We start from the raw sequence: 19873 nt of genomic DNA on the forward strand, positions 1-19873 counted from the left end.
TTTCAACATTTTCACCAACCTTTTTCGACAACATTCCAAACGATGAAATCCATTTTAAATAGTTTTAAGAGGCAGAAAATTAAAATAAAAAAAAGAGCGTCCGAAGCATGTGGCTTCGAACACTCAATATTTCCTCAATAATTTGGGTAGAGCGGGAATTTTTCTGTTAAAGCTTGCACCCGTTTTCTCGCTTCTTCCAATTTAACTTCGTCTTGATGGAATTTCAATGCAAATGCAATAATCGATCCGATTTCATCCATTTCTTCCAAACCAAAACCGCGGCTTGTGACAGCTGCCGTTCCAATACGGATTCCGCTTGTAACAAAAGGTGATTCAGGATCGTATGGAATCGCGTTTTTATTCACAGTAATGCCGATTTCGTCCAAAACATGTTCAGCAACTTTTCCTGTTAATTGCAGGTTGCGGACATCAACTAAAATCAAATGGTTATCTGTTCCTCCAGATACTAAAGTCAGTCCTTCTTCTTTTAATTTTTCTGCCAGCCGCTTCGCATTGTTGATAATGTTTTGCGCATATGTTTTAAATTCTTCTTGTAAAACTTCTCCCAATGCTACCGCTTTTGCTGCAATAACATGCATTAACGGACCGCCTTGAATGCCTGGGAAAATGATTTTATCAATTTGTTTTGCAAATTCTTCTTTGCATAAAATCATTCCGCCTCTTGGACCGCGAAGTGTTTTATGCGTCGTAGTTGTTACAAAATGGGAGTACGGCACAGGATTTTGATGAAGACCTGCAGCAACAAGGCCGGCAATATGAGCCATGTCAACCATTAAGTAAGCTCCCACTTCATCAGCGATTTCCCGAAACTTTTTAAAATCAATTTCACGAGGATAAGCGCTGGCACCAGCAACAATGATTTTCGGTTTATGCTCAAGAGCTTTAGCTCGAACATCATCATAATCGATAAGATGAGTGTTAGGATCAACACCGTATTCAACAAAATTAAATTGCATTCCGCTGAAGTTTACCGGACTTCCATGCGTTAAATGGCCGCCGTGAGACAAATTCATTCCGAGAACAGTGTCCCCATGATTTAAGACAGCATAGTAAACAGCCATATTGGCTTGAGAACCGGAATGCGGCTGAACGTTTGCATGCTCAGCTCCAAAAATTTTTTTCGCCCGTTCGCGAGCTAAATCTTCCGCAACGTCAACATATTCGCATCCTCCATAGTAGCGACGTCCCGGATAACCTTCTGCATATTTATTTGTTAATACAGAACCTTGGGCCTCCATTACCGCTTCACTGACAAAATTTTCAGACGCAATCAATTCGATTTTCGTACGCTGGCGCTTTAATTCATTCTGTATCGCTTCATATACTTCAGGATCCTGTTGTTGAATATATTTCATGAAATGTTCCCCCTCTAGTCTTTCATCGATTGAACGGCACAGGCGAGCGACAAAATCGTCATGCCGATCTACTTATTAATCAGAATAACCGTATTGATCATCCTTTGGCAACCCTTTTCTTTTATGTAAGCGTATTCTTTCCAAACTTTTTTTGGCATGAATAGTTTTTAATTCGGAATTTCTTAAAACCTCGATTCTGCCTGTATACTTAAACTATCAGTTTGTAAAATGAATCATGTCTTGTACAACTCGACCAACGGAGCTTCTATACCTAGCTCAATGCACAGAGTCGTCAAGCAGGAAATGATCGGCAACCTGTATTTTCACTAAACAAAATCGCATCAAAGTTTGATACGACTTTTGCTTACAATTTCTAAAGATGGAGGGGCCCCGATACTTCAAAGAAATGATGTGCATGTTTTTTTTCGTTCCGCTCCACTTCTTTTATAAAAAAATAGCAGCACAAACCATGACGTAAGTTCGCACTGCTAATATTCGAATGTTTATTTTGTATAAACTGCCCGCGCACCGCCGATAAGCTTCGGCCGGCTAAAAGCTAAGTTTATATGGGCTTGTCCGACTTGCTTGACCGAACTTCTAACAGGGACAGCAACATGCTTTAAATGCATGCCAATAAGTGTATCTCCGATGTCAATGCCTGCATCTGCCTTAATAAATTCAACAACAACCGGATCCCTCATATGCTCATAAGCAAACGCTGCCATGGAACCGCCTGCTTTCGGGATTGGGATGACAGAAACGATTTCGTAATTGCGCTTTTCTGCTGTTTCCCGTTCAACGACAAGAGCGCGATTCAAATGCTCGCAGCATTGAAAAGCGAGCTCTACACCTGTTTCTTTTTGAAATTCCGATAATGCAGAAAATATCATTTCGGCAACATCCGTATTTCCGGCAGTACCGATTTTTTCTCCGATTACTTCGCTCGTTGAGCACCCTATGACAATCAGCTGCCCTTTTTGAATTGGTGCTTTTTCTTTAAAATCGGCCAACACTGTTAAAAGCTGTTCCCGGTATTCTTGCAATTCCGGCATTCGATCATCACCTTATAAATGGGTTTCTTCATATTTTGAAATTTTTTCTATTCTATTCGCATGCCTGCCTCCCACATATTCAGTTGTCAGCCACGTTTTCACAATTTCGCGGGCAAGTCCCGGCCCGATGACACGTTCACCCATTGCAAGCATGTTGCTGTCGTTATGCTCCCGGGTTGCTTTTGCGCTAAACACATCATGTACAAGGGCGCAGCGAATACCCTTTACTTTATTGGCCGCTATTGACATTCCGATCCCTGTTCCGCAAATTAAAATACCGCGGTCAAATTCGCCTTTCGCGACTCGTTCAGCTGCCGGCAATGCGTAATCAGGATAATCAACTGATGTCCCACAGTCGCAGCCGATATCTTCGTATTCGATATTCATCTCGTCAAGCAATTTTTTGATTTCTTCACGTATGTTGACCCCTCCGTGATCTGAGGCAATTATAACTTTCACTAGCTGCTCCTCCTTTTTATTTTTCATAAGTAAATCGATCGATTACTTTCTTTAGCTGCTGAGCGCTTGCTTCAAGCTCTCTCGTTAATTGATTAATGTTAGAAATATTATCAGCTTGTTCTTGTACAGATGAGGCCACTTCCTGTGCACCAGCAGATGTCTCTTCGGCAATCGCTGCCACTTCTTCGGATTGCGCTCCTGTTTGTTGAATGCTTTTTTGCTGTTCGTCCATCAGCTCGCTGATCACCTTAACCGCTTCGGCAACATGCAAAATCGATTTCGACATCTCGACAAGAATTTTCTCTGTTTCTTTCCCTCTTTGCGCTTCTTGTCGAGCTGTTTTCACTTGATCTCCAATCTGTTCAACAACATTGCTTACTTCTTTTTGAATGTTAGAGATCAGCTCGGAAATTCCTTGAACAGCTTTGGCGCTTTGGTCAGCAAGCTTTCGAACTTCTTCCGCAACGACAGCAAACCCTCTGCCGTGTTCACCTGCTCTTGCCGCTTCAATTGACGCGTTCAACGCCAGCAGGTTTGTTTGATCGGCAATATCGCCGACAAGGGATACAATAGTCTCCACCTTTTTGGCATTTTCTTCAAGACGCTGTACCGCCAAAATAGATTGCTCGTTTTTTTCGGCCAACGATTGAATCCCTTTAATTAAAGATTGAAATATCTTTTTGCTTTGGTCAAGTGATTGAACCATTTCATTTGCCATTTTTTCGGATACTTTTGCTTTTTCTTTTACCTGACTAGCAAGCTCTACCGTATCTTCCACCGCTTCTGCTGTTTCCTGAATAGCAGCCGCCGATTGGTCGGCTCCTGTTGAAATTTCCTTAATCGTATATGAAATGCTTTCAGCTTGTCTTGTTGCCTGTTCTGTTGCAGCATGTATTTGTTTCACCTGCTCATTTGTTTGCTCAAAATTTATTTCAATGTTTTTCACCATATGTCTTAAATTGGAAAGCATTTCATTAAAGGCTCTGCTTAAGGACCGAATTTCATCATCTGATTTGATGTCAGGAACATTTACGGAAATATCGCCATCGGCCGCTATAAGAGCAGCCTTTTCAAGCCGCTTTAGCGGAGAAATAAGAAATCCAGCTGCAATAGCTGTTAAAATCCCTGACCATATGATTCCAAGAGTCAACGTCAAAATGGTAAAAGATGTTCGGTCAATATATTGTTTCACATACTCGTATACAACATAAATGAAAAATCCGCTTGTTGAATATGTAATAAGAGCAACAATCGTAATAAAGATGACGATTTTTAAACGGATGCTGAATTTGTATCGATTCTTGTTTTTCACAGAGTCCACCTGCCTGCTAATTTGTTTCTAATTTTGAAATAAGCTTTTGAAGCAATTGCTCCAGCTCTTCCCTTGTTTTTCTGTACTTTTCCACGGAACTGCCAAACGGATCGGTAATATCACGTATCTCCCCATCTTTTCCAACAACGAACTCGCTTACCGTAAATGTTTTTTCGGCTGCTTTAGGAAAAAATTGGCATAATATGTTTTTATGATCTTTAGTCATCGTAAATACATATGTTGCCCAATCGATATGTTCTTCCGTAAGTTTTGAAGCACTGTGCTCAACATGTATTCCCTTTTCCTCCAGCACTTTTTTTGCATTTTCTGAAATTTTTTGCCCATCCAATGCAAACACGCCTGCTGAACGAACGTTAAATCCGCCGTTTTTTTGCAAATGCTTAAAAATAGCCTCCGCCATCGGGCTTCGACATGTATTTCCGGTGCAAACGAATAAAATGTTTGTCACAAGGTTTTCTCCCTTCTATCTCTCCCTTTTGATGTTACCTTCATTATAATCAAAAAGTTCGAAAGAATGGAAACCATGAGGAATTTTTTTTATTTTTATTATCGACAAAAAGTCACAATTTTTTTGCATAATAGGCATATTTAACCAAAAAAATTAACAAAAAAAGCAGGTCCAATGACTGTGCTCAAATGATTGGTTTAGACAATACAGCTTTCTACATTGAAAATAATAATTTCAAGCCAAATACAAGCAAAATGCTGCCGCCAAAAGCTTCACTATATGTGCCGAACCAATCTTGAACCCGTTTGCCGATCAATAACCCGCTCCAAGTGAGCACCATGCTCATAAAACCAAACATTACGACGGTTAACAAAACCTCCGCTCCGTAGATACCTAGACTTAATCCTACCGAAAAACTGTCTAAACTGACGCTCAGCGCAAAAAGGAACAGGCCGATGCCGACCGGTGCAATGAAAGGCGATTCATCGCGTTTAAAAGACGAATAAATCATTTGAATTCCTAAAAGAGTGAGCAGACATCCTCCAATATACATGGCAACTAAACCAAACTTTTCCGATAGTACTTTCCCCAAGACAATTCCGATAAGCGGCATGATCATATGAAAAATCCCAATATATATACCGATGTCAAAAATTTGCTTCCATCGCAAACGAACTAAGCCCATCCCAAGGCTAACTGAAAAGGCATCCATCCCTAATGCAAATGCCATTAAAAATAAAGTTACTATTTCTGCAGCCATATAGATAACCTCCCCCGGACACGCATATTGAACGATATGCACGTCAGAGGGACATTATGACAAAGAATGGCGCCCGGTTCATTGATCTCTGTTTATTTAACTGCGCGATCTGTTTCTGCCTATGCGTGCGATGGCAGATGAGCCTTTACCATTTTTATATTTGCTTTTGATCTGTCAATTCCGCCTGTTAAACAAAGGATCAGAAAGTCTGGACTCAAAAAAACCGGCCTGAGCGCCGATTTTTGTTCAAGGCATTAAAAGTTTACCGTTCTTTTATGATCCGGTGGGATGCAGCTTTTAACAAGCGATTCATAATAGCTTGTCCAACTCCTTCCGCAGGAAACGCTTCGCTGAATAATACATCCAGCTGTTCTTCATTAAACTTTCTGAGCGAATCATACAGTGCGCTGGCAACTGTTCGCAAATCGCTTCTTTTTCCGCAGACAACAATTTTATCCGCACTGTAAAAACGACTATTTTCTTCTGTTGTCAACACCCCGACTTTTTTTTCTTTTTCTTTCTCTTTTTGTATTAATTGTTCAATAAATTCTTTGCTTCCATCGACAATCGTTAAAGGAGCATCAGGTGCATAATGTGTATATTTCATGCCCGGCGCTTTCGGCAATTCCTCCTGATTCAGCAGCGCAGCATCTATGCGCACCGAACCGATGACTTCTTCTAATTGCTGCTTTGTAACACTACCTGGACGCAGGATCACTGGAATATCCTCGGTGCAGTCAAGTACTGTTGATTCTACGCCAAGTCCAGTAGGGCCTGCATCGACAATTCCCGGGATTCGCCCTTCGAGATCATCCATGACATGTTTAACAGAAGTGGGACTTGGCTTTCCGGAAAGATTGGCGCTCGGAGCTGCAATCGGCAGATTTGCTGCTTCGATTAATGCTAATGCTGCAGGGTGATCCGGCATGCGCACTGCTACTGTTGATAATCCTGCTGTGGCAAGATTCGACAGACCTTCTTTTTTTGGCAAAACAAGGGTGAGCGGGCCTGGCCAAAAACGGTCAATTAATGGATCAATCCAATCGGGATAGCTATCCACAATCTCTGTTAACTGTTCTTTTTTAGCAATGTGGATAATTAACGGATTATCGCTCGGTCTTCCTTTCGCGCTATAAATTTTTGCTACTGCTTCATCGCTTTTCGCGTTTGCTCCTAGTCCATAGACTGTTTCTGTTGGAAAGGCAACCAATTCATTTTTTTTCAATAGTTCGGCTGCCTGAACAATTTGTGGAGAATTTTTTGTAACATGCTCTAAATTATCCACAATCCAATGCTTCGTTTTCATTTCGTTTACTCCTTTGCTAATACATGAACGAGTGTTATGAATCTTTCTAAGCAATAGTGAAACTGTTCAATTATTTTTCAAGAACAAGCTTTATCCACAAATTGTGGATAAAGCTGTTGATTGCAGTGGATAAATATTGTGGATATTGTGTATAATTTATACGTATCCTTAGCGTTATTTTACCATAAACTCTACATTTGGAACGGATACCAACTGATTCATCAGATTTGACGCAAGCATGTGGGAAGGCAATTCATCCGCTTGAATCCTCTTGAATCCCAATATTTCTAATAACTCTGCTACAGAATTTTTGTTGACTGCAAAATAAATATTTTTCAAACGAAACTGTTCCATTAATAAGTCTGCCGATTTTAATAGGGAGATGATATGTCCTTGATTCAAATTGCTGGACACAACGCAAGAGCGGAGGAGACCATCCTGATTGATGACTTCCATTCCTAGACATCCCGCTATTTCACCATGATCAGTCTCCATAATAATAAAATGGCTGTTGTCGAAGCCTTCCGTGGAAACGCCCGCTTGATCTGCAAATTGTTGAATGGTTTTTAAGTCTTCCCTTTCCGCAAACCGCAATGAATAATACACGCTTTCACCCCTTTTATTCGGACAAATCTAGTAATCAATGTATGAGGCAAAAGCTGAATTAGACCTATGAAAACAGATTTGTAAACCATTCTACTAAGAAAAATTTCACTTCTACTTCCTCATCATGTTCTTCAGGAGCGAATAAGTTTTTTGTTTTCTCTAATTTCTTTTCTTCTTTTACTTTATCCTTTTCTTCATCCTGTTGAATAGCTTCACCGCTTGAAAAGTCGACAAAGCAAAGCGGCGGAAACAACACACACCACCAGTTGGCTCCTTTTCCTTCTCCAAGAGTGATCAATATGGCTTCATAGTTTCCAGCCGGATAAAGGAAATTTCCATAAAGCTTTGTCGGAAATTGAATTTTTTTAAACTCCACTGTAAAGGATTGGCTGCTGTTTTCCTGTTTTAAAACGCTTTGGACGATATCCTTAATTTCTGGTATTTTTGCTCGAATGATTTTACGCGCCTCATCAATCGAAGTTAGATCCTGAACCCATTGATTAATTGCTTCATTGACCGCATTCCGAACATTCCGTTTTAAAGCTTGATCTTCCGGAGAATCGCTATTTGCTAAAATTCGCAGACGAATGGCTTCGTCAGGAATGATCACCGTCTCATTTTGTTTTGCGTCTGTCGGCATTTCATAAGCTGTTAATAGGCTGCCAAACAGCATTAAAAAAATATATATAACAGATAATTTCTTTTTCATCGTTTTTCCTCTCCCTTCAGTACGTCATTATCGACAGAAGAGAGAGATCTTAAACATAAAATTGGTTCAGATTTAAAGTTTGCTAGAAAAGGAGGGAATGGCTCGAAAAGCTTATTATAACGAAAGGACAGCAAATACTTTCCGTTCTTTTCCATTCATATCGTATTCAATTTGTACCTCTGCTTTTGGAAACCTATTCTCTAGCATGCTTTTCACATCTTTTCCTTGCCCGTGCCCGATTTCAAATGCGATTAATCCAGGGTAGCGGATCACATCTGGAAGCTGCTCCACAATTTTTCGATAATACAAAAGGCCGTCCGCTCCTCCTGAAAGCGCTAATGTCGGCTCCCAGTCCTTTACAACCGTTGACAGCTCCATGATTTCTTCATCCGGAATATACGGCGGATTGGACACAACAACATCCGCTTTTTGCTTTGCATTTATAATAGGGTTCAGCAAATCGCCTTGATAAAAATGCACATTAGCACAAAGCTTTTCGCTATTTTCTTTTGCCACTGCAAGCGCTTTTTCGGAAATATCGGTGGCAGACACGCGCATTTTTTTATTTTCAAGAGCCAATGTGACGGCAATAGCACCGCTCCCCGTGCCAATATCTACAACATCGATTTGCTCCCTTTCAGAAAATAAACGTTCAGAGTGGAGCAGCACGCCTTGAACTAGCTCTTCCGTTTCCGGTCTCGGAATCAATACATGCTCGTTCACCTTAAAAGGGCGGCCGTAAAATTGTTCGCAACCGATAATATATTGCACAGGCATCCCTTGAGCATGTTTTTGCACGTCCTGCTGAAAGATTTCCCATACTTGTTTGTCAATATCCATTCTTAAATCGGCAAGCAAGCCCGCCCGACTTTTCTTCATATGATGCAAAAGCAACAATTCTCCCGCATTCTCATCTCTTCCCGCTTGTTTTAAAAAAGAAGAAGCCCATTTGAGGGCTTCGAAAACTTTCGGCATGGTTTACTCCCCTTGGGATTGCAGTTTTTTCGCTTGATCTTCTAAAATGAGGGCATCGATAATTTCATCCAATTTTCCTTCTAGGATGAGATCAAGCTTTTGTAATGTGAGACCGATGCGATGGTCTGTAACTCTGTTTTGCGGGAAGTTGTACGTACGAATGCGTTCCGATCGATCACCGGTTCCAACAGCAAGCTTTCGGTTTTGATCATATTCCGCTTGCGCTTCTTGGCGGTATTTATCTAAAATGCGGGCACGCAAAACCTTCATGGCTTTCTCTTTATTTTTTATTTGCGATTTTTCATCCTGGCAGGATACGACAATTCCGGTTGGAATGTGTGTTAAACGTACAGCTGACATCGTAGTGTTAACGCTTTGTCCCCCAGGACCGCTTGATGCGAATGTATCAACACGGATATCTTTTTCGTTAATTTCTACTTCTACCTCTTCCGCTTCCGGCAAACAGGCGACTGTTGCAGTTGACGTATGAATTCTGCCTCCCGATTCCGTCTCCGGTACCCGCTGCACGCGATGGGCACCGTTTTCAAATTTTAATTTGGAATAGGCTCCTTTTCCTGTAATCATAAAAATGATCTCTTTATAGCCGCCAGTCCCGGTCGTGTTTGCTTCCATCACTTCTATTTTCCAGCCTTTATCTTCCGCATACCTAGTATACATGCGGTAAAGGTCTGCAGCAAAAAGCGCTGCTTCCTCTCCGCCTGCTGCACCGCGGATCTCCATGATAACGTTCTTTTCATCGTTTGGATCTTTTGGAAGCAGTAAAATTTTTAATTGCTCAATCAGCTCGCTTTCCCGCGCTTCAAGCTCTGCCAGTTCCTCTTTTACCATTGCCCGCATTTCTGGATCAAGCTTTTCTTCAAGCATGCTTTTTGCATCTTCTAGCTGCTCTCTTACCTTTTTATATTCACGGTAAACTTCAACCGTTTCTTGAAGATCAGATTGTTCTTTCGAATATTCGCGCAGCTTTTTCGGATCGTTGACAACCTCCGGATCCATTAAAAGCTCATTCAATTTTTCATATCGGTCTTCAACCGCTTGCAAACGTTCTAACACGGAATTTCACCTCTATTTTTAATCATAGCCCACTCATAGGGAAACTCCTATGTGGTGCACCGTTTGTAACTTTCTAAATTATAGTATAGGAAACTGTACCAGTCAAAAACAACCGTTTTTAACAATTGGGAAGCAAAAAAGCTTTTTTCGATATGCGATGCTGCAAAGTCGATTTTACAGGTTCGGACGGCTTTTATAATCAAATCAAGGTTTTGTTAAAAAGCGATTAATCAATCCAATATGCTGCCATCATTTGCACAAAACTAGGAACCTGTTAAAATTTTTCGTTTTTGATCTAGAGTGCAGGACAAAATCAAGTCGGCTGACAGACAAAACCAGATGTATGCGGACGAATGATTCTGCCATGAAATAGAATCAGCGGCCGAATGGAACAGAATATATTTTTTGAAGCTCTCGCAGTTTCAAACGTTCGGATAATTGCCGGCTCCTCTGTCGATATTCTAGAACTTTTGCCGGATGACCGCTTGTTTTGTCAAACAGGAAGGGTTCTCCTATAAAAAGCTGAATATGTATATTATGATCGTTTGAAAGGGGAGGTTCGATGAATACAACCGATGCTGCCAAAAAAATCGGTGTTTCTCCGAAAACAGTTCAGCGCTGGATCAAACAGCTTAATCTTCCAATGGAACGGAACGAACTTGGACATTATATGTTTTCTGACGAGGATATCGCCTTGCTCAAAGAAGTTCACAATCAAATAAAACAAGGAGTTCCAATGCAACAAGTAATAGTAAAAGCGAAAAGAAAAGAATCGGCTAAAAATGCTAGTGGAACGGTTTCGAACGAATTGTTGAAAAAAATAGCGGATCTGGAGCAAATGATCTATTCAAAAGCTGACGATGTCGTGTCATATCAGCTTTTAGTGCAAAGAAAGGAAATTGAAGAGCTGACAGGAAGGATCGAGACGCTCGAAAGAAAAATAAAAGAGCTTGAAAGCAAAAAAAATATGCCTGAACTTCAAATGTCTTCGATTGATAAACCCCGAAAAAAGAAGGCAGTATATAAAACGCTGCTTAGCTCCATTTTCGGTTTATAAGCCCGTCTTCATGACACACACTCGATACACGAAATCAATTTTCGATTTATAAGTTCTTTCATAAAACTCGCTCAATCGGTGAACGAGTTTTATTTTTTATTGATTAACTGAACATGCAAGTTGTATCGGGGCAGTGCGCGCTGCAACTTGTCATACAGCTCCTTTTGCCGGTTTTCGCGTTGTTGTTCCGTCAATTTTTGCGATGTATAAATAACCGCCCAAGCATCGTCCCCATTTGTCCAAAAAGAATCGAGCTCTAAACCTTTTTCAGTTTCCAGTGTACGGACGATTTGTTCTTTTGCTTCCCTGATCGTCAAGGGGCTGTTCGCAATATTTATGTTTGGATTTTGTGTTTGCTGGTCGACCACATCTCCTGTATTTTCAGGCTTAACGTCCCTCGTCATCAGGTTGGATCCATTATGATCGAGATTTAATGAGCGATTATCTGATATTTTATCCGCCGTTCCACACCCTGACAGTAAATATATTGCCGCCAAAATGAATGGTATCAATATTCGCATAAAAAGCACCTCCTGTTCTTAAGGTGCCCAAAAGGATCAGCTCTTTTAAATGAAAATATTTCCTTATCGTAAGATTCTCTTCATCACACTTTGCCGACAACGTTTCTTCCCATCTAATGCAAATAAGCAATGATTCATAACGGCGGATTCGCGTGGCACTTTCGGCAGACAGGATAGTACTTGTCATTTCCTCCGATTTGGATTTGCTCGCCCGAATATACCGGTTTGCCGTTGTCGTCAATCCGTAAATTCATTGTTGCTTTCCTTTCGCAGAACCAGCAAATCGTTTTCATTTCCTCAATTTTATCCGCAAAAAGCAGCAAATATTTGCTTCCTTCGAAAAGCTCATTTTGAAAATCGTTTTTCAATCCAAACGCCATTGCGGGAATATTCAATTTGTCAACAATATCCGCAAGCTCAAGTACATGCTTTTTCTTTAAAAATTGTGCCTCATCCACTAGCACACAGTACGGCTTAGGCTGATACTCCTTCACAATTTGGAAAATATTCGTATCATCGTAGATCGGTATCGCTTTTCGTCTGAAGCCAATTCTGCTTGATACATATCCAACTTCATCACGAGTATCAATGGCAGACGTGAAAATCAGCACCGATTTGTTTTGTTCCTCATAGTTATGAGCAACCTTTAAAATTTCGATGGATTTGCCGCTGTTCATCGCCCCGTATTTAAAAAACAATTGCGCCATATTTAAAAATCTCTCCCCGTTTTATAAAAACATGTCAAATAAGTGAAAAAACAGGCAGAATGAAAAGACTGCCTGTTTTACATAATTATTTAAGACCGTATTTTTTGTTAAATTTGTCTACACGTCCGGCTGCAGTTGCAAATTTTTGGCGGCCTGTATAGAACGGATGGCATTCAGAACAAATTTCAACGCGCACCTCATCTTTAACAGAACCGCTTTCAAATTCGTTTCCGCATGCACATTTTACGAGTACTCTTTTATAATTTGGATGAATTCCCGGTTTCATAGTTTTCAACTCCTTTACGCCCTGAATCATTTCGAAACAGAGTTTATCTATTCGGAAACGTGCAATTATTTCACGCTTCAACATTCTTAAACACACATGAAAAAATTATAACAAGGGTTTACAAGAAATGCAACATAGTTAGAAACTTTTTATGCCAGTTGTTTTCCATTCTTCTTTTAGCATTTCAAAAAATTCCTCATTTGATTTCGTTTGGCGCATTTTCTTTAAGAAGCGTTCAGCAAAATCCATCTGATCCGACATAGATTTTCGAATCGCCCATAACATTTCTAAATGCTCTTTCGGAATTAACAATTCTTCTTTTCGTGTACCGGAACGGCGAATATCAATGGCAGGGAATATTCTCCTTTCCGCTAATGAACGATCAAGATGAAGCTCCATATTTCCCGTTCCTTTAAATTCTTCGTAAATGACATCATCCATTCGCGATCCCGTATCTACAAGCGCAGTTGCCAATATCGTCAAGCTGCCGCCTTCCTCAATGTTCCGCGCCGCCCCAAAAAACCGCTTTGGACGGTGAAATGCGGCAGGGTCAATCCCTCCTGACAGCGTCCGGCCGCTTGGCGGAATTACTAAGTTATACGCGCGGGCCAACCGGGTTATGCTGTCCATTAAAATAATGACATCCCGTTTATGCTCCACAAGACGCATCGCTCGTTCAAGAACGAGTTCAGCGACTTTAATATGATTCTCCGGCACCTCATCGAAAGTTGAGCTTACGACATCCCCTTTTACAGAACGTTCAATATCGGTTACCTCTTCAGGACGTTCATCAATAAGCAGCACAATCAGTTCAGCCTCAGGATGGTTCGTCGTAATGGCATTGGCAATTTCTTTTAAAAGCATTGTTTTTCCTGCCTTAGGGGGTGCCACAATTAAACCGCGCTGTCCAAAGCCGACTGGTGTAATTAAATCCATAATCCTTGTTGATAAATTTTTAGGTTCGGTTTCCAATTTCATTTGTCTATTTGGATAAAGAGGAGTAAGGCCCGGGAAATGGACGCGTTCTTTCGCAGATTCGGGGTCGTCGCCATTTACCGCTTCAACGTGCAGCAATCCGTAATATCGTTCATTTTCTTTTGGCGGGCGGACTTTTCCAGATACTTTATCGCCGTTTCTTAAATCAAAACGGCGGATTTGCGAGGCTGAAATATAAATATCCTCTGCGCTGGGAGAATAGTTAATTGGACGCAGAAAACCAAATCCTTCAGAAGGAATGATTTCTAAGACGCCTTCCATAAATAGCAAATCTTCTTTCTCCGCATTTGCTTTTAATATTGCAAAAATTAATTCCTTTTTTGTTAATTTGCTGTAATATGAAATTTTAAATTGCCGTGCTAGTTCATACAACTCTTTTAATTTCATATTTTCAAGAGTTGAAATGGAAATCTCGCTCATACTTACACCACGCTTTTCTTACCATATTCAAAATGTTTCACGTTTCGTTCTTCCATCCATTAAAATTATGTTGTTTGAAAATGTAAGGACAAATGGATTGAGAAGGAGGCAGGAAGGTAGGAAGCTTAAAAGCAGAAATCTTTTTATAACAACCTCTTTATTTTTACCTTATTTTTTTACTTTTCGCAATACATTTCAAGCTAAAAAACAGCGGAAAGTATTTTGAAGGGTATATTTTTAAAAAGCAGAGGAGATCTATTCGTCTCCTCTCACTAAGATCGAATAACTAAATTCGGTTTTTTATTCAAAGAATGGCGGCCATCGATAAAGCGCACTGTTCCGGATTTCGCACGCATCACAACAGAATGAGTCGTTGCAATAGAGCTTTTGAATTGCACACCTTTTAACAGCTCGCCATCCGTTACACCTGTTGCAGCAAAAATCGCATCATCGCCTTTTACTAAGTCTTCCATTCGAAGAGTTTTGTTGACATCAATCCCCATTTTTTTACATCGTTCCAGCTCCTGGTCATTTTGCGGCAGCAGCTTTCCTTGTATTTCTCCTCCTAAACATTTTAAAGCAACTGCTGCCAACACTCCTTCAGGAGCCCCTCCAGATCCGAACAAAATATCAACGCCCGTATGGTCAAAGGCGGTATTAATTGCCGCAGCGACATCGCCGTCATTGATCAGTTTAATGCGAACACCCGCTTCTCGAAGGGTTTGAATAATATGCTCATGTCTTTTTCGATTTAAAACAGTTGCTACAACATCTTCGATATCTTTATTTTTCGCCTTTGCAACAGCTTTTAAATTGTCGATAATCGGAGCATCAATATCTATGCACCCGACAGCTTCAGGCCCTACTGCAATTTTGTCCATATACATATCTGGCGCATGGAGCATGTTCCCATGGTCGGCTACCGCTATAACTGCAAGTGCATTCCAGCCGCCTGACGCCACAATATTGGTTCCTTCCAATGGATCTACGGCGACATCGACACGCGGGCCGTAGCCGTTGCCAAGCTTCTCCCCAATATACAGCATCGGAGCCTCGTCCATTTCTCCTTCTCCAATCACAACTGTTCCTTTCATCGGGATCGTATCTAGAACGGTTCGCATTGCTGAGGTCGCGGCATCATCCGCCTCATCTTTTTTGCCGCGGCCCATCCAACGTGCAGACGCAAGGGCAGCTGCTTCTGTCACACGTACAAGTTCCATTGATAAACTTCTTTCCATTTTGTGTTCCTCCCCCTTTGATGTCATTTCATGCAAAATTGGTGATTCTTATGAATTTTGCAATTGCTGAATTTCTTGGTCAGTTAATTTCTCCCTCCATATTTTGGCGCCAATCCCGGCAAGTTTTTCTTCCAAATGGCTGTATCCGCGATCAATATGGTCGATGCCGGTTACCTCTGTTATTCCATCGGCCATTAAACCCGCTGCTACAAGCGATGCCCCTGCCCGAAGATCGCTCGCTTTTACTTTTGCACCTTGAAGAGTTGACGGACCTGTTATGATCGCAGACCGACCCTCCACTTTGATTTGAGCACCCATCCTTCTTAATTCATCAATATGCTTGAATCTTGAAGAGTAAATGGTATCCGTCACCATGCTCGTTCCGTTCGCCTGTGTCAAAAGCGTTGTCATAGGCTGCTGCAAATCGGTTGGAAATCCCGGGTAAACGAGAGTTTTTATATCGACAGGCTTTAATTCTTTATTTCGACGGGCGATATAAACTTGATCATCGCTCGTTTCTACATGGACCCCCATTTCCCGAAGCTTCGCAATAAGGGATTCGAGATGAAGAGGTATGACATTGTCAACGATGAGCTCTTCTGCAATGCCGGCACCGATAATCATATACGTCCCTGCTTCAATTCGATCCGGAATAATCGAATGGCGGCAGCCATGCAGCTTTTCAACCCCATCGATCCGGATGACGTCCGTTCCGGCCCCTTTTATTTTTGCACCCATGCTGGATAATAAAGTTGCAACATCAATAATTTCAGGTTCTTTTGCAGCATTTTCAATAATTGTCCGCCCTTTTGCCAAGACCGCTGCAAGCATGATGTTTATGGTGGCACCCACGCTTACAACATCAAGAAAAATCCGAGCTCCTCTAAGCTCATCCGCACGCAAATAAATGGCACCATGCTCATTTGTTACAGAAGCACCTAAAGCTTCAAACCCTTTTATGTGCTGGTCGATTGGTCTCGGGCCTAAATGACAGCCGCCGGGAAGCCCGATCACCGCTTTTTTAAACCGGCCAAGCATCGCTCCCATTAAATAATAAGAGGCTCTCAGCTTTTTCACTTTTCCGTTTGGAAGCGGCATTGAAAGCATGCTTGTCGGATCGACTGTAATATCGTTTTGATGAAACGAAACTTTGCCCCCTATTTCCTCCAATAAATCGCCCAAAATATGTACATCAGATATATCCGGAAGCCCTTCAATCGTAACGGATGAGCTTGCTAAAATTGTCGCTGGAATCAATGCTACTGCGCTATTTTTGGCGCCGCTTACCTTCACCGTACCTTTCAACTTCTGCCCGCCTGCAACTTTTAACTTTTCCATAGCAGTCTCCCTTCTTGTGACCTAACAGTTTGCTAAAGAAAACGGGATCCAGATTTTCTTTAACAAACTGTCATGATGAAAAGCCCTCTTTACACATTGATTACCATTTGTTGAAAAATACATACGAAAAGGCGGCAATTTTATTGTACACAAATAGATAGGGCATGACAAAACGTTCATCAGAAAAACGAGCAGATTCTACTCCTTCAGGCGTTACAGCAAGTCAAAAGACCGGATTCTGCGGCAAAAGATTTTTCAAACGGGGGAAATCCCCCGTTTTATCATTTATCGATTGTTCCAGTCTGCTAAAAATTTCTCAATACCTTGATCAGTCAGCGGATGTTTGAACAGCTGCATCAACACTTTATAAGGAATCGTGGCAATATGAGCTCCGCGCAATGCTGCCTCAGTTACATGCTGCGGATGACGGATGGAAGCAGCAATAATTTTCGTATCAATGCCATGAATATCAAATATTTGGGAGATTTCTGAAATGAGATTCAATCCATTATGACCGATGTCATCTAACCGACCTAAAAAAGGAGAAACATATGTAGCACCTGCTCTTGCAGCTAGTAGCGCTTGATTGGCGTTAAAAATAAGCGTCACGTTTGTATGAATTCCTAATTCTGAGAATTTTTTGACTGCTTTTAGACCATCAGGGGTCATAGGAACTTTTATCGTAATATTTGGTGCAATTTTAGCTAATTCTTGACCTTCCTTAATCATTTCTTCCGCTTTAGTTGAGATGACTTCCGCGCTGACAGATCCGGAAACAATGGATGTAATTTCTTTCAATCTTTCTTCAAACGTTACGCCTTTTTCTTTTGCAACCAAGCTAGGGTTAGTTGTTACTCCTGACAAAACGCCTAGTGATTGAGCTTCCTTAATTTCTTCGATATTTGCTGTATCAATAAAAAATAACATGCCTGGTACCTCCCTTATGTGATCGCTTTCGCAAAAACAAGAAACGAAACCGCCATACTTCATAAAAGAAAGGCGGCCGTTAATTGCATAAAGAAATATGAAACCTTATCTATTTATTCTGCTTTTCCGGATGAACCGAATTCGCGCATTTTGCCTTTAACTGTTTCTTTAATGGCTTCCCGGGCAGGACCTAAATATTTGCGCGGATCATACATATCCGGATTTTCTGCCAAAACTTCGCGTACGCGTTTAGCAGATGCTATTTGGTTTTCTGTATTAACGTTAATTTTCGCAGTTCCTAAAGAAATTGCTCTTTGAATATCCTTTGTCGGAATTCCTGTTCCCCCGTGCAGTACCAATGGAACGCCAGTCCGGTTGCTGATTTCCTCCATTTCTTTAAAGCCTAGGTTCGGCTCTCCTTTATACGGACCGTGAACAGATCCCAATGCAGGAGCTAGGCAATCAATACCTGTCCGTTTTACAAGCTCTTCACATTCATTTGGATCAGCGTAAATAATTCCTTCTCCTACTACGTCATCTTCCTGTCCGCCGACAACACCTAATTCCGCTTCAACAGAAACACCATGTAGATGAGCAAGCTCCACTACTTTGGAAGTTAAAGCGACATTCTCTTCAAAAGGATGATGAGAGGCATCGATCATAACAGAAGTAAAACCGGCATGAATAGCTTTTGCACATGATTCAAAGCTTGAGCCGTGATCTAAATGGATGGCAACTGGAACGGTAATTTTATAATCTTCCATCAAACCTTTTACCATGTTCACAACCGTTTTAAAACCGCCCATATAGCGACCAGCGCCTTCAGAAACGCCTAAAATAACCGGTGATTTTTCTTCTTCTGCTGCTTGCAGAATTGCTTGTGTGAACTCGAGATTGTTTAAATTAAACTGTCCTACAGCATAGCCGTTTTCTTTTGCACGATTTAACATTTCAGTCATTGAAACTAAGGGCATCGAAAAATCCTCCTTAAATTAAGTAGCCTATGTTGCGATTAGGGAAAAGCTCAAATCTAGCATGACCTGAGCAAGAAAAATGTATGTATGATGCCAATCATCTTTTCTTACTAAATAGAATACCAACTTATGAGGATTTCGGCAACTTTATCCCGATAAATTCATGGATTATACACTTTATTTCGCTCGGGAAGGCAAATATTTTCTCACTGTATCCCGCAGCTCGTCAATGTCAAACGGCTTGGCGAAGTGTGTTAATGCCCCTAAATCTTTCGCTTCCTGAATCATATCCAATTCTCCATACGCGGTCATGATAATGACTCGTATATCAGGGTTAACCTTTTTTAGCCTTTTTAAAATTTCTATCCCGTCCATCCCTGGAATTTTCATGTCTAATAAAACGAGATCAGGGGAATGGTTTTCGGCTATTTCTAATGCCTGAAAACCGTTAGCAGCTTGAAAAGTTTGATAACCCTCTTTATTGAACACTTCATTCAGCAAAATCCGAATTCCGTATTGATCGTCGACAATTAAAATTTTCCCATCCATTTTTACACCTCTTAACTTAAACAAATGCAATACTTTTTAAAATTTTATTTAGTTATGTATTCTCGATTAAATTACAATTTCCTGCCAACCGATTCACAAATTATTCATATTTTGATTCTTCGCCGCTTTTTCTTATTATATAAGCAGAGAACTTTGTATAAAGGTGGCTGATGATTGAATGTTAAAAATTTTTACGACACAATTAACAGGGTTTTTCCAAAGAATTCAAGAGAAAGAAAACAGCCAAATAGAAGATGCCGCACGTCTTCTGGCGCAAGCTGCAATCGGAGAAGGCGCCATTTATGTAAAAGGATGGGGAATTCTTGAAGGAATTTATGCCCAAGTTGAAAAAGGAGAATCCTTTCCGGCATGCAAGCCTTTGCCTGATGTGGATAACGTAACCGCAGCAGACCGTGTTCTCCTTTTCACCCCGTTTTCGACTGATCTTGATGCGATTGATACTGCGCAGCAATTGGCCGAAAAAGGGATTCCAACCGTTGGGGTTTCCGCAGCTGTTAACGGCGAAAAAAGCTTACAGCAATTTGTCGATATACATGTAGATTCCAAATTAACAAAACCCATTATTCCCACTGAACATAATGAACGAATCGGCTTCCCTGTGCTCATGACTTCATTATATGTTTACTACTGCTTATTTTTGACTGTGAAAGAAATATTGGAGGAACATGAAGAATAAACTTTACATGCAAGAATGCGAAGAAATTGGCAAATCGCCAATTTCTTTTTTTATGAATTAGCATA

Annotated in this window: 22 protein-coding genes; 2 read left to right on the forward strand and 20 right to left on the reverse strand. The window is 40.9% G+C overall.

Features of this window, described 5'->3' with window-relative positions; genetic code table 11:
• Positions 1–134: 134 nt before the first annotated feature.
• The 11 genes from glyA to prfA form a co-directional block, all read right to left on the reverse strand.
• Complete coding sequence (glyA, locus tag RI196_RS17550; protein ID WP_311066659.1) at positions 135–1376, reverse strand: serine hydroxymethyltransferase; 1242 nt, start codon at positions 1374–1376, stop codon at positions 135–137.
• Positions 1377–1879: 503 nt separating this feature from the next.
• Positions 1880–2428 carry a TIGR01440 family protein gene (locus tag RI196_RS17555; protein WP_311066660.1) on the reverse strand — a complete coding sequence of 183 codons (549 nt, stop codon included), beginning with the start codon at positions 2426–2428 and terminating at the stop codon, positions 1880–1882.
• Positions 2429–2440: 12 nt separating this feature from the next.
• Positions 2441–2887 (reverse strand): ribose 5-phosphate isomerase B, encoded by a 447-nt coding sequence (rpiB, locus tag RI196_RS17560; RefSeq protein WP_063389024.1) that lies wholly within the window; start codon positions 2885–2887, stop codon positions 2441–2443.
• Between the two features lie 16 nt (positions 2888–2903).
• Complete coding sequence (locus tag RI196_RS17565; protein ID WP_066251307.1) at positions 2904–4199, reverse strand: methyl-accepting chemotaxis protein; 1296 nt, start codon at positions 4197–4199, stop codon at positions 2904–2906.
• A gap of 16 nt (positions 4200–4215) precedes the next feature.
• Positions 4216–4620 (reverse strand): low molecular weight protein arginine phosphatase, encoded by a 405-nt coding sequence (locus RI196_RS17570; RefSeq protein ID WP_311067378.1) that lies wholly within the window; start codon positions 4618–4620, stop codon positions 4216–4218.
• Positions 4621–4882: 262 nt separating this feature from the next.
• Positions 4883–5428 (reverse strand): manganese efflux pump MntP, encoded by a 546-nt coding sequence (locus RI196_RS17575; protein WP_063389026.1) that lies wholly within the window; start codon positions 5426–5428, stop codon positions 4883–4885.
• A 262-nt stretch (positions 5429–5690) separates the two neighbouring features.
• Entirely contained in the window at positions 5691–6734 is a 1044-nt protein-coding gene (locus RI196_RS17580) for an L-threonylcarbamoyladenylate synthase (RefSeq protein WP_311066661.1), read from the reverse strand.
• A 174-nt stretch (positions 6735–6908) separates the two neighbouring features.
• The gene (locus RI196_RS17585) at positions 6909–7340 is read right to left on the reverse strand and encodes a GNAT family N-acetyltransferase (RefSeq protein ID WP_063389028.1); all 432 of its coding nucleotides are present in this window, start codon (positions 7338–7340) and stop codon (positions 6909–6911) included.
• 64 nt (positions 7341–7404) lie between these two features.
• Positions 7405–8049, reverse strand: coding sequence for a stage II sporulation protein R (gene spoIIR, locus RI196_RS17590; RefSeq protein WP_066251316.1), 645 nt, complete (start codon positions 8047–8049; stop codon positions 7405–7407).
• Positions 8050–8163: 114 nt separating this feature from the next.
• Entirely contained in the window at positions 8164–9024 is an 861-nt protein-coding gene (gene prmC / locus RI196_RS17595; protein WP_130156429.1) for a peptide chain release factor N(5)-glutamine methyltransferase, read from the reverse strand.
• Between the two features lie 3 nt (positions 9025–9027).
• Positions 9028–10098 (reverse strand): peptide chain release factor 1, encoded by a 1071-nt coding sequence (prfA, locus tag RI196_RS17600; RefSeq protein WP_063389031.1) that lies wholly within the window; start codon positions 10096–10098, stop codon positions 9028–9030.
• Positions 10099–10660: 562 nt separating this feature from the next.
• On the opposite strand from prfA, the gene RI196_RS17605 reads away from it, so the two are divergent.
• Complete coding sequence (locus RI196_RS17605; RefSeq protein ID WP_311066662.1) at positions 10661–11155, forward strand: MerR family transcriptional regulator; 495 nt, start codon at positions 10661–10663, stop codon at positions 11153–11155.
• An 89-nt stretch (positions 11156–11244) separates the two neighbouring features.
• Here RI196_RS17605 and RI196_RS17610 read toward each other — a convergent pair whose 3' ends face one another.
• The 9 genes from RI196_RS17610 to RI196_RS17650 all read right to left on the reverse strand — a co-directional run bounded on the left by RI196_RS17610 (position 11245) and on the right by RI196_RS17650 (position 19111).
• A complete protein-coding gene (locus RI196_RS17610) occupies positions 11245–11676 on the reverse strand; it encodes a hypothetical protein (protein ID WP_066251326.1) in 432 nt (143 codons plus the stop codon).
• 134 nt (positions 11677–11810) lie between these two features.
• A complete protein-coding gene (locus RI196_RS17615; protein WP_063389034.1) occupies positions 11811–12383 on the reverse strand; it encodes a thymidine kinase in 573 nt (190 codons plus the stop codon).
• A gap of 85 nt (positions 12384–12468) precedes the next feature.
• On the reverse strand, positions 12469–12669 hold the full coding sequence (rpmE, locus tag RI196_RS17620) for a 50S ribosomal protein L31 (protein WP_063389035.1): 201 nt from the start codon (positions 12667–12669) through the stop codon (positions 12469–12471).
• A 138-nt stretch (positions 12670–12807) separates the two neighbouring features.
• Positions 12808–14085 (reverse strand): transcription termination factor Rho, encoded by a 1278-nt coding sequence (gene rho / locus RI196_RS17625; protein ID WP_063389036.1) that lies wholly within the window; start codon positions 14083–14085, stop codon positions 12808–12810.
• A gap of 272 nt (positions 14086–14357) precedes the next feature.
• Positions 14358–15323: a class II fructose-bisphosphatase gene (glpX, locus tag RI196_RS17630; protein ID WP_063389037.1), complete on the reverse strand. Its 966-nt coding sequence runs from the start codon at positions 15321–15323 to the stop codon at positions 14358–14360.
• A gap of 48 nt (positions 15324–15371) precedes the next feature.
• On the reverse strand, positions 15372–16661 hold the full coding sequence (gene murA / locus RI196_RS17635) for a UDP-N-acetylglucosamine 1-carboxyvinyltransferase (RefSeq protein WP_063389038.1): 1290 nt from the start codon (positions 16659–16661) through the stop codon (positions 15372–15374).
• Between the two features lie 285 nt (positions 16662–16946).
• Complete coding sequence (gene fsa, locus RI196_RS17640; protein ID WP_066251329.1) at positions 16947–17588, reverse strand: fructose-6-phosphate aldolase; 642 nt, start codon at positions 17586–17588, stop codon at positions 16947–16949.
• Positions 17589–17701: 113 nt separating this feature from the next.
• On the reverse strand, positions 17702–18562 hold the full coding sequence (locus RI196_RS17645) for a class II fructose-bisphosphate aldolase (protein WP_063389040.1): 861 nt from the start codon (positions 18560–18562) through the stop codon (positions 17702–17704).
• Positions 18563–18739: 177 nt separating this feature from the next.
• Positions 18740–19111 carry a response regulator gene (locus RI196_RS17650; RefSeq protein WP_063389041.1) on the reverse strand — a complete coding sequence of 124 codons (372 nt, stop codon included), beginning with the start codon at positions 19109–19111 and terminating at the stop codon, positions 18740–18742.
• A 178-nt stretch (positions 19112–19289) separates the two neighbouring features.
• Here RI196_RS17650 and RI196_RS17655 point away from each other — a divergent pair, with 178 nt between their 5' ends.
• On the forward strand, positions 19290–19808 hold the full coding sequence (locus RI196_RS17655; protein WP_063389042.1) for a DUF2529 domain-containing protein: 519 nt from the start codon (positions 19290–19292) through the stop codon (positions 19806–19808).
• The last annotated feature ends 65 nt before the right edge of the window (positions 19809–19873 follow it).

The organism is Aeribacillus composti, assembly GCF_031760945.1.
Taxonomy (GTDB): Bacteria; Bacillota; Bacilli; order Bacillales; family Aeribacillaceae; genus Aeribacillus; species Aeribacillus composti.

What these genes read in the sequence shown, in the direction of transcription:
- glyA (WP_311066659.1), bottom strand. Translation starts at nt 1,376, where the DNA reads ATGAAATATATTCAACAACAGGATCCTGAAGTATATGAAGCGATACAG.
- RI196_RS17555 (WP_311066660.1), bottom strand. Translation starts at nt 2,428, where the DNA reads ATGCCGGAATTGCAAGAATACCGGGAACAGCTTTTAACAGTGTTGGCC.
- RI196_RS17570 (WP_311067378.1), bottom strand. Translation starts at nt 4,620, where the DNA reads ATGGCGGAGGCTATTTTTAAGCATTTGCAAAAAAACGGCGGATTTAAC.
- RI196_RS17575 (WP_063389026.1), bottom strand. Translation starts at nt 5,428, where the DNA reads ATGGCTGCAGAAATAGTAACTTTATTTTTAATGGCATTTGCATTAGGG.
- RI196_RS17580 (WP_311066661.1), bottom strand. Translation starts at nt 6,734, where the DNA reads ATGAAAACGAAGCATTGGATTGTGGATAATTTAGAGCATGTTACAAAA.
- spoIIR (WP_066251316.1), bottom strand. Translation starts at nt 8,049, where the DNA reads ATGAAAAAGAAATTATCTGTTATATATATTTTTTTAATGCTGTTTGGC.
- prmC (WP_130156429.1), bottom strand. Translation starts at nt 9,024, where the DNA reads ATGCCGAAAGTTTTCGAAGCCCTCAAATGGGCTTCTTCTTTTTTAAAA.
- RI196_RS17605 (WP_311066662.1), top strand. Translation starts at nt 10,661, where the DNA reads ATGAATACAACCGATGCTGCCAAAAAAATCGGTGTTTCTCCGAAAACA.
- RI196_RS17610 (WP_066251326.1), bottom strand. Translation starts at nt 11,676, where the DNA reads ATGCGAATATTGATACCATTCATTTTGGCGGCAATATATTTACTGTCA.
- RI196_RS17615 (WP_063389034.1), bottom strand. Translation starts at nt 12,383, where the DNA reads ATGGCGCAATTGTTTTTTAAATACGGGGCGATGAACAGCGGCAAATCC.
- rpmE (WP_063389035.1), bottom strand. Translation starts at nt 12,669, where the DNA reads ATGAAACCGGGAATTCATCCAAATTATAAAAGAGTACTCGTAAAATGT.
- rho (WP_063389036.1), bottom strand. Translation starts at nt 14,085, where the DNA reads ATGAGCGAGATTTCCATTTCAACTCTTGAAAATATGAAATTAAAAGAG.
- glpX (WP_063389037.1), bottom strand. Translation starts at nt 15,323, where the DNA reads ATGGAAAGAAGTTTATCAATGGAACTTGTACGTGTGACAGAAGCAGCT.
- murA (WP_063389038.1), bottom strand. Translation starts at nt 16,661, where the DNA reads ATGGAAAAGTTAAAAGTTGCAGGCGGGCAGAAGTTGAAAGGTACGGTG.
- fsa (WP_066251329.1), bottom strand. Translation starts at nt 17,588, where the DNA reads ATGTTATTTTTTATTGATACAGCAAATATCGAAGAAATTAAGGAAGCT.
- RI196_RS17645 (WP_063389040.1), bottom strand. Translation starts at nt 18,562, where the DNA reads ATGCCCTTAGTTTCAATGACTGAAATGTTAAATCGTGCAAAAGAAAAC.
- RI196_RS17650 (WP_063389041.1), bottom strand. Translation starts at nt 19,111, where the DNA reads ATGGATGGGAAAATTTTAATTGTCGACGATCAATACGGAATTCGGATT.
- RI196_RS17655 (WP_063389042.1), top strand. Translation starts at nt 19,290, where the DNA reads ATGTTAAAAATTTTTACGACACAATTAACAGGGTTTTTCCAAAGAATT.